The organism is Arthrobacter sp. Leaf141 (assembly GCF_001424565.1).
In the GTDB taxonomy this organism is placed as follows: Bacteria; Actinomycetota; Actinomycetes; order Actinomycetales; family Micrococcaceae; genus Arthrobacter.
The window spans coordinates 141,906-154,994 of record NZ_LMOL01000016.1 but is presented as its reverse complement, the minus strand read 5'-3'; the positions used below and the strand labels follow the sequence as shown (position 1 = coordinate 154,994).

Annotated in this window: 15 protein-coding genes; 8 read left to right on the top strand and 7 right to left on the bottom strand. The window is 67.5% G+C overall.

What is annotated here, in order from left to right; all coding sequences use genetic code 11:
- Positions 1-353 precede the first annotated feature (353 nt).
- A complete protein-coding gene (gene dnaB, locus ASF72_RS12495) occupies positions 354-1,736 on the top strand; it encodes a replicative DNA helicase (RefSeq protein WP_050683803.1) in 1,383 nt (460 codons plus the stop codon).
- Here dnaB and ASF72_RS12490 read toward each other — a convergent pair.
- Together ASF72_RS12490 and ASF72_RS12485 are read right to left on the bottom strand one after the other, a co-directional pair.
- On the bottom strand, positions 1,733-2,749 hold the full coding sequence (locus ASF72_RS12490; protein ID WP_050683804.1) for an acyl-CoA thioesterase: 1,017 nt from the start codon (positions 2,747-2,749) through the stop codon (positions 1,733-1,735). The two genes, dnaB and ASF72_RS12490, sit on opposite strands and share 4 nt — an antisense overlap.
- A gap of 144 nt (positions 2,750-2,893) precedes the next feature.
- The gene (locus ASF72_RS12485) at positions 2,894-3,328 is read right to left on the bottom strand and encodes a DoxX family protein (RefSeq protein ID WP_056599308.1); all 435 of its coding nucleotides are present in this window, start codon (positions 3,326-3,328) and stop codon (positions 2,894-2,896) included.
- Positions 3,329-3,433: 105 nt separating this feature from the next.
- Between ASF72_RS12485 and ASF72_RS12480 the strand changes: the two genes are divergently transcribed.
- From ASF72_RS12480 to ASF72_RS12470, 3 genes are all read left to right on the top strand, one after another.
- Positions 3,434-4,786 carry an MATE family efflux transporter gene (locus tag ASF72_RS12480; RefSeq protein WP_082484240.1) on the top strand — a complete coding sequence of 451 codons (1,353 nt, stop codon included), beginning with the start codon at positions 3,434-3,436 and terminating at the stop codon, positions 4,784-4,786.
- Between the two features lie 25 nt (positions 4,787-4,811).
- Complete coding sequence (locus ASF72_RS12475; protein WP_200933650.1) at positions 4,812-5,402, top strand: hypothetical protein; 591 nt, start codon at positions 4,812-4,814, stop codon at positions 5,400-5,402.
- 102 nt (positions 5,403-5,504) lie between these two features.
- Complete coding sequence (locus ASF72_RS12470; protein ID WP_056599301.1) at positions 5,505-5,867, top strand: hypothetical protein; 363 nt, start codon at positions 5,505-5,507, stop codon at positions 5,865-5,867.
- A 50-nt stretch (positions 5,868-5,917) separates the two neighbouring features.
- Here the strand turns inward: ASF72_RS12470 and ASF72_RS12465 are convergent, their stop codons facing one another.
- Positions 5,918-6,463: a CGNR zinc finger domain-containing protein gene (locus ASF72_RS12465; protein ID WP_056599298.1), complete on the bottom strand. Its 546-nt coding sequence runs from the start codon at positions 6,461-6,463 to the stop codon at positions 5,918-5,920.
- Between the two features lie 80 nt (positions 6,464-6,543).
- On the opposite strand from ASF72_RS12465, the gene ASF72_RS12460 reads away from it, so the two are divergent.
- A complete protein-coding gene (locus ASF72_RS12460; protein ID WP_056599686.1) occupies positions 6,544-7,566 on the top strand; it encodes an EamA family transporter in 1,023 nt (340 codons plus the stop codon).
- A gap of 107 nt (positions 7,567-7,673) precedes the next feature.
- On the opposite strand, the gene ASF72_RS12455 is transcribed toward ASF72_RS12460, so the two are convergent.
- Complete coding sequence (locus ASF72_RS12455; protein WP_050683809.1) at positions 7,674-7,937, bottom strand: WXG100 family type VII secretion target; 264 nt, start codon at positions 7,935-7,937, stop codon at positions 7,674-7,676.
- A 221-nt stretch (positions 7,938-8,158) separates the two neighbouring features.
- Between ASF72_RS12455 and ASF72_RS12450 the strand changes: the two genes are divergently transcribed.
- Positions 8,159-8,431 (top strand): DUF2277 domain-containing protein, encoded by a 273-nt coding sequence (locus ASF72_RS12450; RefSeq protein WP_056599293.1) that lies wholly within the window; start codon positions 8,159-8,161, stop codon positions 8,429-8,431.
- 18 nt (positions 8,432-8,449) lie between these two features.
- Here the strand turns inward: ASF72_RS12450 and ASF72_RS12445 are convergent, their stop codons facing one another.
- The 3 genes from ASF72_RS12445 to ASF72_RS12435 are packed head-to-tail and all read right to left on the bottom strand — an operon-like array spanning position 8,450 to position 11,391.
- Positions 8,450-10,738 carry a heavy metal translocating P-type ATPase gene (locus tag ASF72_RS12445; RefSeq protein WP_056599290.1) on the bottom strand — a complete coding sequence of 763 codons (2,289 nt, stop codon included), beginning with the start codon at positions 10,736-10,738 and terminating at the stop codon, positions 8,450-8,452.
- Between the two features lie 31 nt (positions 10,739-10,769).
- Positions 10,770-11,009 (bottom strand): heavy-metal-associated domain-containing protein, encoded by a 240-nt coding sequence (locus ASF72_RS12440; RefSeq protein WP_056599287.1) that lies wholly within the window; start codon positions 11,007-11,009, stop codon positions 10,770-10,772.
- Positions 11,010-11,055: 46 nt separating this feature from the next.
- Complete coding sequence (locus ASF72_RS12435; RefSeq protein ID WP_050683813.1) at positions 11,056-11,391, bottom strand: metal-sensitive transcriptional regulator; 336 nt, start codon at positions 11,389-11,391, stop codon at positions 11,056-11,058.
- A 307-nt stretch (positions 11,392-11,698) separates the two neighbouring features.
- Between ASF72_RS12435 and ASF72_RS12430 the strand changes: the two genes are divergently transcribed.
- Positions 11,699-12,805: a WD40/YVTN/BNR-like repeat-containing protein gene (locus tag ASF72_RS12430; protein ID WP_056599284.1), complete on the top strand. Its 1,107-nt coding sequence runs from the start codon at positions 11,699-11,701 to the stop codon at positions 12,803-12,805.
- The gene (locus ASF72_RS12425) at positions 12,798-13,085 is read left to right on the top strand and encodes a MoaD/ThiS family protein (protein WP_056599281.1); all 288 of its coding nucleotides are present in this window, start codon (positions 12,798-12,800) and stop codon (positions 13,083-13,085) included. Before ASF72_RS12430 ends, ASF72_RS12425 begins: the two co-directional genes overlap by 8 nt.
- The last annotated feature ends 4 nt before the right edge of the window (positions 13,086-13,089 follow it).

Genomic DNA, 13,089 nt, shown 5'->3' with positions numbered 1-13,089 from the left:
ATGCCGCTTAGTGCACAGGTTATCCACACCCACCCGGGTCCCTTGGCTTTGCGGCTGGCCCGCAGGCGGCTAGCGTAGCGGAGTACCTGTTTTTCCTGTCGCCCCGGTCTCCGGAGGTGCCGGTGGACCACAGCTTCACTGGCTCCGAAGGACCCAAGCCGGAGGTGGCTGTGGAAAACCTGTGGAAAGTGGGGATAACTGTGTTCCCCGCGAGCAGGCGGGCGCCAAGGCCTTATGTCGGACCCTCCGGGTAGACCATTACCAGGCGGCGGAGCGAAATTCCCCGCGCACCCCTGGCGGGACGCACACCTGCCGGGCATCTTATGCACCGGCACCTATGAAGGACGGCAGTTTTGTCAATCGCGCACCTGGACACCGCAGAGACCACCCGCGGATCAGACGCGAGCCGGAAACCGCCGCAGGACATTCCCGCTGAACAGTCGGTGCTGGGCGGCATGATGCTGTCCAAGGACGCCATCGCGGATGTGGTGGAAATCCTCCGCGGGCAGGACTTCTACCGCCCCGCCCACGAAACCATCTACGAAGCGATCATCGACCTGTATGGCCGTGGCGAACCCGCCGACGCCGTCACGGTCTCCGATGAGCTGACCAAGCGGGCCGAAATCAACCGGATCGGCGGCCCGGCCTACCTGCATGAGCTGATCCAGACCGTCCCCACGGCTGCCAACGCCGGGTACTACGCGGAGATCGTGGCGGAGCGGGCCGTCCTCCGGCGCCTGGTGAACGCCGGGACCAAGATCGTCCAGTTGGGCTACGGCTCGGACGGCGAGGTGGAGGACCTGGTCAACCAGGCCCAGGCGGAGGTCTACGCCGTCGCGGAGCGCCGGACGGCCGAGGACTACGTGGTGCTCAAGGACGTCATGGAATCTACCGTTGACGAAATTGAGGCCTCCGGCCACCGCGGAGAAGGCATGACGGGTGTGCCCACCGGGTTTTACGAACTCGACGAGCTCACCCACGGGCTGCACCCCGGCCAGATGATTGTCATCGCCGCCCGCCCCGCCGTGGGTAAGTCCACCTTCGCCCTGGACTTCGCCCGGTCCGCCGCCATCAAGAACAACCTGGCCACTGTGATGTTCTCGCTCGAAATGGGCCGGAATGAGATCGCCATGCGCCTCCTCTCCGCAGAGGCCACCATCGGCCTCCAGGACCTGCGCAAGGGCACCATCAAAGATGATCAGTGGTCCAAGATCGCCACCACCATGGGCCGGATGAACGATGCCCCGCTGTTCATTGACGACAGCCCCAACATGTCGCTGATGGAAATCCGTGCCAAATGCCGGCGCCTGAAGCAGCAGCACGACCTCAAACTCGTGATCCTTGACTACCTCCAGCTGATGAGCTCCGGCAAAAAAGTCGAGTCCCGCCAGCAGGAAGTGTCGGAATTCTCCAGGGCGCTCAAGCTGCTGGCCAAGGAGCTCCAGGTTCCGGTCATCGCGCTGTCCCAGTTGAACCGTGGTTCCGAGCAGCGCCAGGACAAGCGGCCCATGGTCTCGGACCTCCGTGAATCGGGTTCCATCGAGCAGGATGCCGACATGGTGATCCTGCTGCACCGCGAGGACGTCTACGACAAGGAATCGCCGCGTGCCGGTGAGGCGGACATCCTGATCGCCAAGCACCGCAACGGGCCCACCAAGGACATTGTGGTTGCGTTCCAGGGTCATTACTCCCGCTTTGCCAATATGGCAGCGGACGCTGGCGGCGGCGGCTTCTAGCCGCTGACGCTTTCCGCCGGCCGGCCCGTTGCTGAACCCGCGGGGCCGGCGGCCAGCAGATGGTTGGGCAGCCGGTTCCCCGGCGCGGTGCCCCGGATCTCCAGCAGGTCCCGGGCATGGGCGTGCAGCCGCCGGTCCTCGTCGCTCACCGGGTCCCAGGCCGGGATCGGCACCGATGTTCCTTCGGTGTCCCGGGCCACCATGACGGTGAGGCAGTAGGTGGTGAGCTCCAGGCCGCCGTCCTTGGGGTCGCCGGAGCGGACGTGGACGGCGACGTGCATGCCTTTGGTGCCGGTGTAGACCAGCCTGGCCTCCACCTCCACGAGGTGGCCGATCCGCAGCGGCCGGTAGAAGCGCACGCCGCCGGAGAAAACCGCCACGGTGTCCTTGCCGGCGTAGCGGGACGCGCAGACATATGCCGCCTCGTCGATCCACTTCATCACGGTGCCGCCATGGACCTTCCCGCCCCAGTTCACATCCGTCGGGGCCGCCATAAAGCGGAGCGTCACCCGCTCGGCGGTCCCGGCATCTGTATATTCCTGATGGTTCATGGCTTCGACGATTTGTTCGCGCACCTTGATCCGGGCCAGGGCGTGGTCCCGCTGCTCGGTTTCGGCCGCCGTTACGGGCTCGAACTGCGGTACGGGGATGGGCCGGCCGTCCGGGCCCACAGCCACAAAAATCACGATGCACTGGCTGCGCATGGTGGCTTGTCCGCCACGCGGATCCCCGGACGAGACCACCGTGCGGATGTGCATGGAAGACCTGCCGGTGTAGACGATCGTGGCCTCCACCTCCACCATGTCGCCGCTGTTGACCGGGTCGGCGAAGTGGATGTTGCCCACGTAGGCGGTGACGCAGTAGGACTTGGCCCAGCCCACCGCGGCGGCGTAAGCGGCCTTGTCCACCCACTCCAGGACGGTTCCGGCATCCACCGAGCCGCTGTGGCCCACGTCCATGGGTGCTGCCAGGAAGCGGAGGGTCACGGAGTTTTGCCTGCCGGTCTGCGTCATGCAGCGATCATACTGAGGGCCAGCGGTTACCGGCCGGTTGGGCTGACATGCGGCCGTCATGGACGGTCCCGGTGGGCCGCCTGGCCTACCACGGCGGCCCGGCACGTGGGTGCCGGGCCGCCGTGATGCGCGGGACGGGTTGGGTCAGGCGAAGGCGGCAAGCCTGGAGTTTTTCCGGCCAAACAGGGCCCTGTCCAGGGAAACGCGCCCCGGCCCGGTGAGGGCGAGGGTGAAGGCGGCCGCGGCCAGCAGCAGGACCAGCTCGTAGCCGCCGTTGGCAGCAAAAACGCCGGCTGATGCGTGCACCAGGAACAGGGCACCCAGCATGTCGATCACCAGCAATGCTGCCACCACGCGGGTCAGGATGCCCAGAATCAGGGCGATGCCGCCCGCAAGTTCGAGGACTGCGGCGGCGGGAGCGGCGATCTCAGCTGCGGGGACACCCATCTTGCCGAAGGATGCCTGCGTGCCGGCGATGGTCCATTCATTGAATTTCTGCCAGCCGTGGGCGGCGAAGATGAAGCCCAGGACAATGCGCAGGGCGGTAATGGCCGTGGTGGTGAGATGTGACTGGTTCATGCTTCGAGTCTTCCGGATCATTTGTTGAAGTGTCAATAAAATTGACCCCGATGTGGGTTTTGTCATGCTTCCGCGACATCTCTGCATCCCCGTTAAGCTGGCACCGTGCCTCAACCTGTCCTGCCCGCAACCACCCGTCCCGAACGAAGCCGTTCCCGCCAGATCCTGCACCTGGCGGTCCCTGCCTTCGGCGCATTGGTTGCGGAGCCACTGTTCCTGCTTGCCGATTCCGCGATTGTGGGCCACCTTGGGGTGGCGCAACTGGCGGGCGTCGGCCTTGCCTCGGCAGTGCTGCACACCGCAGTCGGCCTGATGGTTTTCCTGGCCTACTCCACCACGCCCGCCGTGGCGCGCGCCATGGGCGACGGCCGGCTGGGAAAGGCCCTGGCTGCCGGGCGGGATGGCGTCTGGCTCGCCCTGCTGCTGGGCCTGGTGCTGGCCGCGGCAGGTTTCCTGTTCGCGGAACCCCTGGTGGGCCTGCTGGGCGCGGAAGGTGCCGTGCGGCAGTATGCGGTGGATTATCTGCGCTGGTCCATGCCGGGGCTGGTGGCCATGCTGCTGGTCTTTGCCGGAACGGGAGTGCTGCGCGGCCTGCAGGACACAAAAACACCGCTGGTGGTGGCCACTGCAGGCTTCGCGCTGAACATCGTCCTTAACCTTTGGCTGGTGTACGGACTGGGGTGGTCCGTGGCCGGCTCAGCCGCCGGAACCAGCGTGGCCCAGTGGGCCATGGCTGCCGTGTACGTGGTGATGGTGGGACGGAATGCCCGCCGGCACGGCGTGGGCCTCCTCCCGACGTGGCAGGGTATCAGGGGCCTGGCCCGGGTGGGATCGTGGCTGATGCTGCGGACCCTGAGCCTGCGCGTTGCGATCCTGGCCACCGTGCTGGTGGTCACCGCCCAGGGGGCCGTGAACCTGGCGGCCCACCAACTGGCAATGACGATCTTCTCCTTCCTGGCCTTTGCCCTGGATGCCCTGGCCATCGCGGCGCAGGCCCTGATCGGCAAGGAACTGGGCGCCGGCAACCCGCGGGAGGCCCGCCAGTTGACCCGGACCATGACACGGTGGGGGATTGGCTTCGGTGTGCTCACGGGAGCCCTGCTGGCCCTCGCGGCACCCTGGCTGGGGGCCCTGTTCACGCCCGACCCCGAGGTGGGCGCCGTCCTTGCAACGGCGCTGTGGGTCCTGGCGGCAGGCCAGCCCCTTGCCGGCTACGTGTTTGTGCTGGACGGTGTGCTGATCGGCGCCGGCGATGCCCGCTACCTGGCACTGGCGGGACTGGCAAACCTCACCGTCTACGCGCCGCTGCTCGTGTGGGTTGCCGGCACCGGCCTGCAAGGTGCCGCGGGCCTCGGGTGGCTCTGGGCAGCCTTCGCCCTGGCCTACATGGCTGCCCGGGCCGTGACGCTGGGCCTGCGTGCCCGGTCCGACCGGTGGATGGTCCTCGGTTCGGCGTAGCACCGCCCGCCACTAAACTGGACCGGTGAGCCAATCCATGACCCCCGCCGGAACCGCCCCCGAAACCAGCCCCCGGCCCGATCTCTGGCGCCCGGTCCTGGTGCGCGCGGCGGCGGCCCTGGCCTTCGGCGCCATCACCATTTTCTGGCCGGCGCCGTCCATTGAAGTCATGGGCTGGGCCGGCGGCCTCTACCTGCTGGCCACCGGGCTGGTGCTGCTGCGCGGCATCCCCGCCACGGGATGGGAGCGCACGTCCGGTCCGGGCAAGCTCCTGTCCGGCGCCGGATCAGTGCTGGCGGGCGCGGGCTTTGCGGTGCTCCTCCTGCACGGCGACACCCTGTTCGCTGTGATCGCAGCCCTGGGGCTGGGAGCCGCCGGTGCCCTGGAACTTGCGTGCGGGCTGCAGTACAGGGGGCGGCACGTCCTGGCCCGGGACTGGATTGCGTCCGGCGTGATCGGGCTGGGAACCGCGGCCGCCCTCCCGTTCTTCGCCGGCCTGGGCGCCCACGCCCTGCTGGGGGTTGCCGGCGGCGGTGCCATCATTTCCGGGGTGCTCTGGGTCCTGTCGGGCCTGACGCTCCGGCACGATACCCGCAGCGGGGCCGGCAACCCGTAAACTGGTTACGCACGGTTCTACTTCCTGTAGAAATATGCCGGGCACACCATCGAAGCATTAACACCAGGCCGGCCGGCGCGCCGCCTGCAGGGAGGAATCATCGTGGCAGACCAGCATCCAGGCAAACCGCGCAAGCTGCGGACCTCGGTGAAAGGGCCGCTGATGTTTTCCGCGTTCTGGGCGGTAGTGGCCTTTGGCGCAGTGCTGATCTTCGCCTCCGGCGGCAGCGCCCGCGCGCCCCGTTTCGACCTCGCGTTCACCGCCGCGGGAATCGCCTTCATCGTCACCCTGGTCATCGCCGCCATGTTGTCCATGAGCCATAAGGACAACGCCGAACACCTGGGCAAGGGCTCGGGCGTCAACCTCAGCTCCGCGGGAAACCAGGGCCACGGATTCGGCGGCCAAAAATCCGGTGGCCAGGCCCCGGCTGCCGGTGACGTCACCGACGGCACCCCCGGCACCTGACCGCCGGCACGCCGGCCCCTAGCCGTTGGTCCGGCCGGCGGCTTTCCGGATCAACCGGTCGCTGCCTGCCGTGCCCGGTACGCCGCCACGTGCGCCCGGTTTGCGCAGTTTCCGGTATCGCAGTACCGCTTTGACCTGTTGCGGCTGAGGTCAAGCACGGCCGCATCGCAGTCCGCGGCCTCGCAGGCGCGCAGCCGGTCCATCTCCTTGCTGCGGATGACGTCAGCCAGCGCCATGGCCGCCTCCGTGCTCATCCGGTCCGCCAGCGGCGCGGCCGGCAGGGTGGCGTGCAGGTGCCAGTCCCAGCCATCATGCTTCACCAGCTGCGGCAAAGCCCGGGCTTCCCGGAGCAGCCGGTTCACCGTCTTCACGGCCGCGTCTTCACCGGCCGTCCAAAGCGCCGCAAGCTCACCGCGGAGAGCGTGGACGCTGGCCAGTTCCCGGGCGTCCCGGACCCGGGATCCGGTGAAACCCTCGGCTGCGAGGAATTTATCCAGGTCCTGCAGCGTGGCCAGGCCTTCCCTGCCATTCGCTGCGGAGTTAACAAGGTTGACCACGGTGCGCAGGGCCACCTCAGTGTCAGGGGCAAAAACCATCTTGACTCCTTACGTGGGGCAAGCGTACTGTCATGACCATCACCTCACTTTACTCCTGACAGAAGGCATTGGTGCCTGCCGTGAAACAAACCCACCGCCGCGGACCGGCCGGCGCCTTCCTGGCGCCGGGCCTCGGCATTGCCCTCTTTTCCTCCGCCGTGTTCGGCATCTCCGGCGCCTTTGCCAAGGCCCTGCTCGAAACCGGCTGGACCCCCGGCGCCGCGGTGACCGCCCGGCTGACCGGTGCCGCGCTGATCCTTGCCGTCCCGGCCATTCCGGCCCTCCGCGGCCGGTGGCACCAGCTGCGCAGCAACTGGCTCACCATCGTGCTGTTTGGCCTGGTGGGCGTGGCAGCCTGCCAGCTGTTCTACTTCAATGCCGTGGCCAGGCTGTCAGTGGGCGTCGCCCTCCTGCTCGAGTACCTGGCGCCGGTGCTGATTGTGCTCTGGCTGTGGGCGGCCAGCCGGAAAACGCCGCGCGCCCTGACCTTTGGCGGCACGCTGCTCGCCCTGGCCGGCCTGGTGCTGGTCCTGGACCTGACCGGCGCTGTCAAGGTGGACGTGGTGGGCGTGCTGTGGGGCATCGCCGCAGCGGTCTGCCTCGCCATCTATTTTGTGATCACGGCCAAGGAAAACGACACCCTGCCGCCCATCGTCCTGGCGTCCGGCGGGCTGATGGTGGGTGCTGCGGTGATGTGGCTGGCGGCCGCTACCGGCCTGCTGCCCATGGCGTTCAGCACCGCTGACACCAAGCTGGGACCCTGGCTGGCGCCGTGGTGGGTTTCGCTGGCCGGCCTGGTGCTGCTGGCCACCGTGCTGGCGTACGTCTCGGGCATCATGGCGGCCAGGGCGCTGGGCTCCAAAGTGGCATCGTTTGTGTCGCTGACCGAGGTCCTCTTCGCCGTGGCCTGGGCCTGGCTGCTGCTGGGTGAACTGCCGGGTGCCATCCAGCTCCTGGGCGGTGTCCTGATTGTGGGCGGCGTGGTCCTGGTGCGGCTTGACGAACTCCGCGCCGCAGCGAAAACCGGTGCGCCGCCGGCCGCGGATGCACCTGCGGGGCCCCGTCCGCTGGACCATGCGAACGACGTCGAACCCGTCCCGTAACCCAGGCCTGTCCGCAGGTGGAACCGGGGCGGGGGTTAAACCGGACAGGGTCCGGACACCCCATGGTGTCCGGACCCTGCCGCGGCAAGCCTGCTGAACCGTCAGGGTCAGTTGGAGGCCCGGTCCTGCTCTTCGGCGTTCTTGGTAGCCTTCGTGCCGGCTTCCTTCAGCGCTTCCGCAACCTTGGTGAGAAGGGCGGAGTGCGTGCCGGACCATTCGTTGCGGAACTTCTGGGCGTCCGGACCTTCCCAGTTCGTGCTGCTCAGGACCTTGGTGAGAGTGGTCTTCTGCGTCTCGATCTCCGCTGCACCCGACTGAAGCTTGCTGCCCAGCTGACGAAGTTCCTGGACGTCTGCACCCCAAATAGCCATCAGTTTCTCCTTGTGTAGTGTGGATCCGGCTTGAACCGGTCTCCCCAGTGGCCCCCGGCTCATCCGGAAGATCCATTGGTTCAAACCTACCCCGGCCCGGAAAACAGTGTCGATGGGCACCCCTGCCCATGCTGGACTCCCCATGCGGGGACCCCGCGGAACGGGCGGCTGCCAAGGAAAAAGGGCTCGATCCCGGCTGGATCAGCGCCTAGCATGGGCGTATGTGCCGGAACATCCGAACCCTTCACAACTTCGAACCGCATGCCACCAGCGATGAGGTGCATGCCGCAGCGCTGCAGTATGTGCGGAAGATCAGCGGCAGCACCAAGCCGTCCAAGGCCAACCAGGAGGCCTTCGACGACGCCGTCCACGAGATTGCCCACATCACGGCACATCTGCTGGACGCCCTGGTCAGTGTCGCGCCCCCCAAGGACCGGGAGGTTGAAGCGGCCAAGGCAAGAGCCAGGTCCGCCGAGCGGTTTGGCGCCGCCTGACGGACCACCGGGCCCCGGTTACCTGCCGAAGCGCCGCAGCCGCAGCGAGTTTGCCACCACCAGGACCGAGCTCGCCGCCATCGCGGCGCCGGCCAACATCGGGTTGAGCAGGCCCAGAGCGGCCACCGGGATGCCCACCGCGTTGTAAAAGAAGGCCCAGAACAGGTTCGTTTTGATGGTGGCGAGGGTCCTGCGGGACAACTGGATGGCCTGCACTACCTGGGCCAGGTCGTTTCCCATCACCGTCAGGTCCGCTGCCTCGATGGCCACGTCCGTGCCCGAGCCCATGGCGATGCCGAGGTCCGCCTGTGCCAATGCCGCGGCGTCGTTCACGCCGTCGCCCGCCATGGCCACCGTGGCGCCCGAAGCCTGGAGCGTCCGGACGGCCGCCACTTTCCCTTCCGGAGTGACCCCGGAAAACACGTCGGCAGGATCAATTCCGACGGCGGCAGCCACCTTCGCAGCCGCGGCGGCGTTGTCCCCGGTCAACAGGATGGGACGCAGTCCGAGTTCCTTCAACGCGCCCACTGCGTCCGCGGAGCCTGCCTTGGGGGCATCCCGGAGGCTGATGATGCCGGCCGGTGCACCGTCCACGGCCACCCAGACGGCGGTGGCACCCCCCGCTTCGGCAGCCGCCAACGCGGCTTTCCGGTCCGGGCCCAGGGCAAGTCCTGACTGTTCCAGCCAGCCGGTGCGGCCGGCGGCCACCAGCCTGCCTTCCACGGTTCCCAGCACTCCGCCGCCTGGCTCGGAACGGAACCCGTGGACGGGCGGCAAGGCGCCGCCGTCGTGCGTTTCCCGGCTCTTCCCGGCCGCGGCGATGGCCCTGGCCACTGGATGTTCCGACGCGGTCTCGACTGCCGCCGCCAGGCGCAGCACTTCGGCTTCCGTGAAGCCCGGCAGCGCCGTGGTGCCGTCCACAGACAGGATGCCGGTGGTGACGGTACCGGTCTTGTCCAGCAGGATGGTGTCCACCGTCCGGGTGTCCTCCAGGACCTGCGGGCCCTTGATCAGGATGCCCAGTTGGGCGCCGCGTCCCGTTCCCGCCAGCAGGCCAACCGGTGTGGCCAGCCCCAGGGCACAGGGACAGGCGATGACCAGCACGGCCACCGCAGCGGTAAACGCGGAACTCAGCTCGCCGGCGGAGATGGCGGGCCCGGCAGCCAGGAGCCAGAGCCCGAACGTGGCCACGGCAATGACCAGCACCACCGGTACGAACACGGCGCTGACGCGGTCGGCGAGGCGGGCGATGGGCGCCTTGCCGGTCTGGGCCTGGGAGACCAGCCGGGCCATCTGGGCCAGCGTGGTGGCTGACCCCACGCGGGTGGCCCGGACCAGCAGCCGGCCTGAGGTATTGATGGTGGCGCCGGTTACCCGGCTGCCCGGACCCACGTCCACCGGCATGGATTCGCCGGTGACCAGGGATGCGTCAACGGCCGATGTCCCCTCGGTGACCACGCCGTCCGTGGCTATTTTTTCGCCGGGGCGGACCACCAGCAGGTCATCCACCTGCAGCCGGTCAGCGGGGATCGACAGTTCGTTTCCCTCCCGCAGGATAGTGGCAGCCTTGGCGCCGAGGTTCAGGAGGGCCTGCAAGGCATCGCCCGCCTTCTGCTTGGCGTTGGCCTCCAGGAACCTGCCCAGGAGCAGGAAGGTGGTGACCACTGCCGCCACTTCGAAATAGAGCCCGCCGGCTGCCATGCCCTCCATTCCGGTGCTTTCGGTCATGCGGGGATCCGCCAGCAGCTGCCAGGCGGAGAACAGGTAGGCGGCAGCAACGCCGATGGACACCAGGGTGTCCATGGTGGAGGCCAGGTGCCTTGCGTTGATGGCTGCGGCCCGGTGGAAGGGCCACGCGGCCCAGGTCACCACGGGCAGGGCCAGGACGGCGGCGGCCCAGCCCCAATGCGGGAAGTGGAAGGCGGTCACCATGGAGATGAGGAAAACGGGGACCGTGAGGGCTGCGGAGACCACGAGGCGGGGGCGCAGCGATGCGGCGGAACCGCCGTGGGACATGTGGTCCCCGCCGGCAGGGTCCATCGCGTGGCTGTGGCCGTGGTCCGCGGCGGGCCGCACGGTGGCCGTGTAGCCGGCAGCGTTGACGGTGGCCACCAGTTGGTCATCGCTGATATGGGCAGGAACGCTCACGTGGGCGGATTCCAAAGGCAGGTTGACGGTGGCTGCCACGCCTTCGAGCTTGCCCAGCTTCCTTTCCACGCGGTTGACGCACGACGCGCAGGTCATGCCTGTGATGTCCAGGTCAACCGTGCGGTGGTCCGATGGGTGCAGGAGCCCGTGCTGGCTCATGTCCGCCTCCTTGGTCAGGGGATAAAAGGGTTCAGGCCTGGTTGGCGACGACAAGGTAGCCGGCCTCGGCCACTGCTTCACCGATGTCCGACGGCGGCAAGGCGCCGCTCGAGGTAATGGTGACCGTGGAGATGCCGCCGGCGTTGAGGTCTACGGCGACCGCTTCCACCCCGGCCAGGGACTCCAGTTCTTCGCTGACCGCCGAGACGCAGTGGCCGCAGGTCATGCCGGACACGCTGACGATGGTGGTGATGGGTGAGGTGGTGCTCATGGCTGGCTCCTTGGGTTGTGGGTGGTGTTCGCGGGCTGGTGCTGCCTCAACGGATCAGGCGGCCGATGGCTTCCGTGGCTTCCTTGACCTTTGCATCGATGGCCCCGGCGCGCAGTTCCGGATCCGGCTCCGCGGCGGCGCCCACCACACAATGGCCGATATGTTCCTCTACCAGGCCCAGGCTCACGGCGTGCAGGGCCTTCGTGACTGCCGAGACCTGGGTGAGGATATCGATGCAGTACTTGTCCTCGTCCACCATGCGGGCGATGCCGCGGACCTGGCCCTCGATGCGCTTGAGCCGGCGGAGGTAGGCGTCCTTGTTGCCCGTGTAGCCGTGGACGGCGGGGGTGTGCTCCGGCGTCGGCTGTTCTGCAGTGTCCATACAACCAACTTATACCCCCTTGGGGTATGGTGCAAGTACCCCTGGGGGGTATTCCAAGGACGGGCTTCATGATCTTGGCCGGGCACAAAAAAGCTCCGGAGTGCGTTATTGGGGGATACGCACTCCGGAGCAGCATTTGGGCAGGCCCGCGGTTCACTTGGGCTTGCGAAATTAAGCTTACTGGCTGGTAGGGCGGTCCGCCAGCACCGCGAATAAGTACTTTCGCTTTATTTTCCACACCACAAAAAGGCCGGCCAAACTGTTGTTGGAAAGAAAACCGTTGCGGCCCGCCGCCGCCGGTGGTTGCATGGAACGCATGGCAACCGCGGAGAGTTATGTCCTGGCGATCGGAACCAAAAAAGGGTTATGGCTGGCCACCAGCCCGGACCGGAGCAATTGGGCCTTTACCGGCCCGCATTTCCTGATGAGCGAGATCCCCAGCGTGGGGATCGACACGCGGGAAGTCCGGACGCGGATCATGGTGGGGGTGCGCAGCGAGCACTGGGGGCCCACCGTGGCACACTCCGACGATCTTGGCGCCACGTGGTCCGAGCCTGCGGAGGGCGCCATCACTTTTCCCGCTGATACCGGGGCGGCGGTGGAGCGGATCTGGCAGATCCATCCGGACGCCGAATCCCGGCCCGGGGTGGTGTGGGCGGGTGCCCAGCCCATCTCGGTCTGGAAATCAACGGACGGGGGAGAGCATTTCGAGCTGAACCGGGGGCTGTGGGACCACCCCCACCGCAGCGAGTGGGGCGCAGGCTACGGCGGCGCGGCGGCGCATTCAATCGTGGTGCAGCCAGGCGGTGACACCGTCCACATCGCCATGAGCACCGGCGGCGTCTACCGTTCCCTGGACGGGGGCTCCTCCTGGGAGCCGCGGAACCGCGGCATTTCTGCGGGCTTTATGCCGGACGCCGAACCGGAATTCGGCCAGTGTGTGCACAAGATTGCGGCGGACGCCGGGATCGAAGGCAGGCTGTACGCCCAGAACCACCATGGTGTGTACCGGACAGACGACAACGCCGACACCTGGACGTCCATCGCTGATGGGCTTCCCGCAGACTTCGGCTTTGTGATGCTGGCGCATCCGCGGCGGGAAGGGACCGCCTGGGTCATTCCGCTGAAGGCCGACGGCGAACGGATTCCGCCGGATGCCGAACTCGCGGTGCACCGGACGGACGACGCCGGTGCCACCTGGCTTAGATCCACCACCGGGCTGCCGGACCACGAATACAACAGCGTCCTGCGCGACGCCGCGGCAGTGGATAGCGCCGAACCGGCAGGCGTCTACTTCGGCACCCGTGGCGGCTCCGTCTACGCAAGCCCGGACGAGGGGGAAACCTTCACCGAGGTGGCTGCCCACCTGCCGGATGTCCTGTGCGTCCGGGCGGCAGTGGTGGCCGGTGCCTGATATCACTGTGGTGCTGCCCAGCGTGCTGCAGCCCCTGGCCGGCGGGCAGTCCGTTCTGACTGCGCCCGCTGACGCGGCGGTGACTGTTGGGAGCGTGCTGGATGCGGTGACGGCGGACTTTGCCATCCTGGCCCGCCGGTTGCGGGACGAAACGGGTGCCTTGCGCCGGTTCGTCAATGTTTATGTGGACGGCGACGAGGTCCGCCGCCTGCAGGGCATGGCTACCGAGGTGGAGCCCGGCCAGGAAGTACTGGTCATCCAATCCGTGGCCGGCGGCTGAGGCG

Bases quoted from the DNA above. Each gene is read 5' to 3' on its own strand.
- ASF72_RS12455 (WP_050683809.1), bottom strand. From the start codon at position 7,937: ATGGCTATTTGGGGTGCAGACGTCCAGGAACTTCGTCAGCTGGGCAGC.
- ASF72_RS12430 (WP_056599284.1), top strand. From the start codon at position 11,699: ATGGAACGCATGGCAACCGCGGAGAGTTATGTCCTGGCGATCGGAACC.
- ASF72_RS12440 (WP_056599287.1), bottom strand. From the start codon at position 11,009: ATGAGCACCACCTCACCCATCACCACCATCGTCAGCGTGTCCGGCATG.
- ASF72_RS12445 (WP_056599290.1), bottom strand. From the start codon at position 10,738: ATGAGCCAGCACGGGCTCCTGCACCCATCGGACCACCGCACGGTTGAC.
- ASF72_RS12485 (WP_056599308.1), bottom strand. From the start codon at position 3,328: ATGAACCAGTCACATCTCACCACCACGGCCATTACCGCCCTGCGCATT.
- ASF72_RS12465 (WP_056599298.1), bottom strand. From the start codon at position 6,463: ATGGTTTTTGCCCCTGACACTGAGGTGGCCCTGCGCACCGTGGTCAAC.
- ASF72_RS12490 (WP_050683804.1), bottom strand. From the start codon at position 2,749: ATGACGCAGACCGGCAGGCAAAACTCCGTGACCCTCCGCTTCCTGGCA.
- ASF72_RS12450 (WP_056599293.1), top strand. From the start codon at position 8,159: ATGTGCCGGAACATCCGAACCCTTCACAACTTCGAACCGCATGCCACC.
- ASF72_RS12435 (WP_050683813.1), bottom strand. From the start codon at position 11,391: ATGGACACTGCAGAACAGCCGACGCCGGAGCACACCCCCGCCGTCCAC.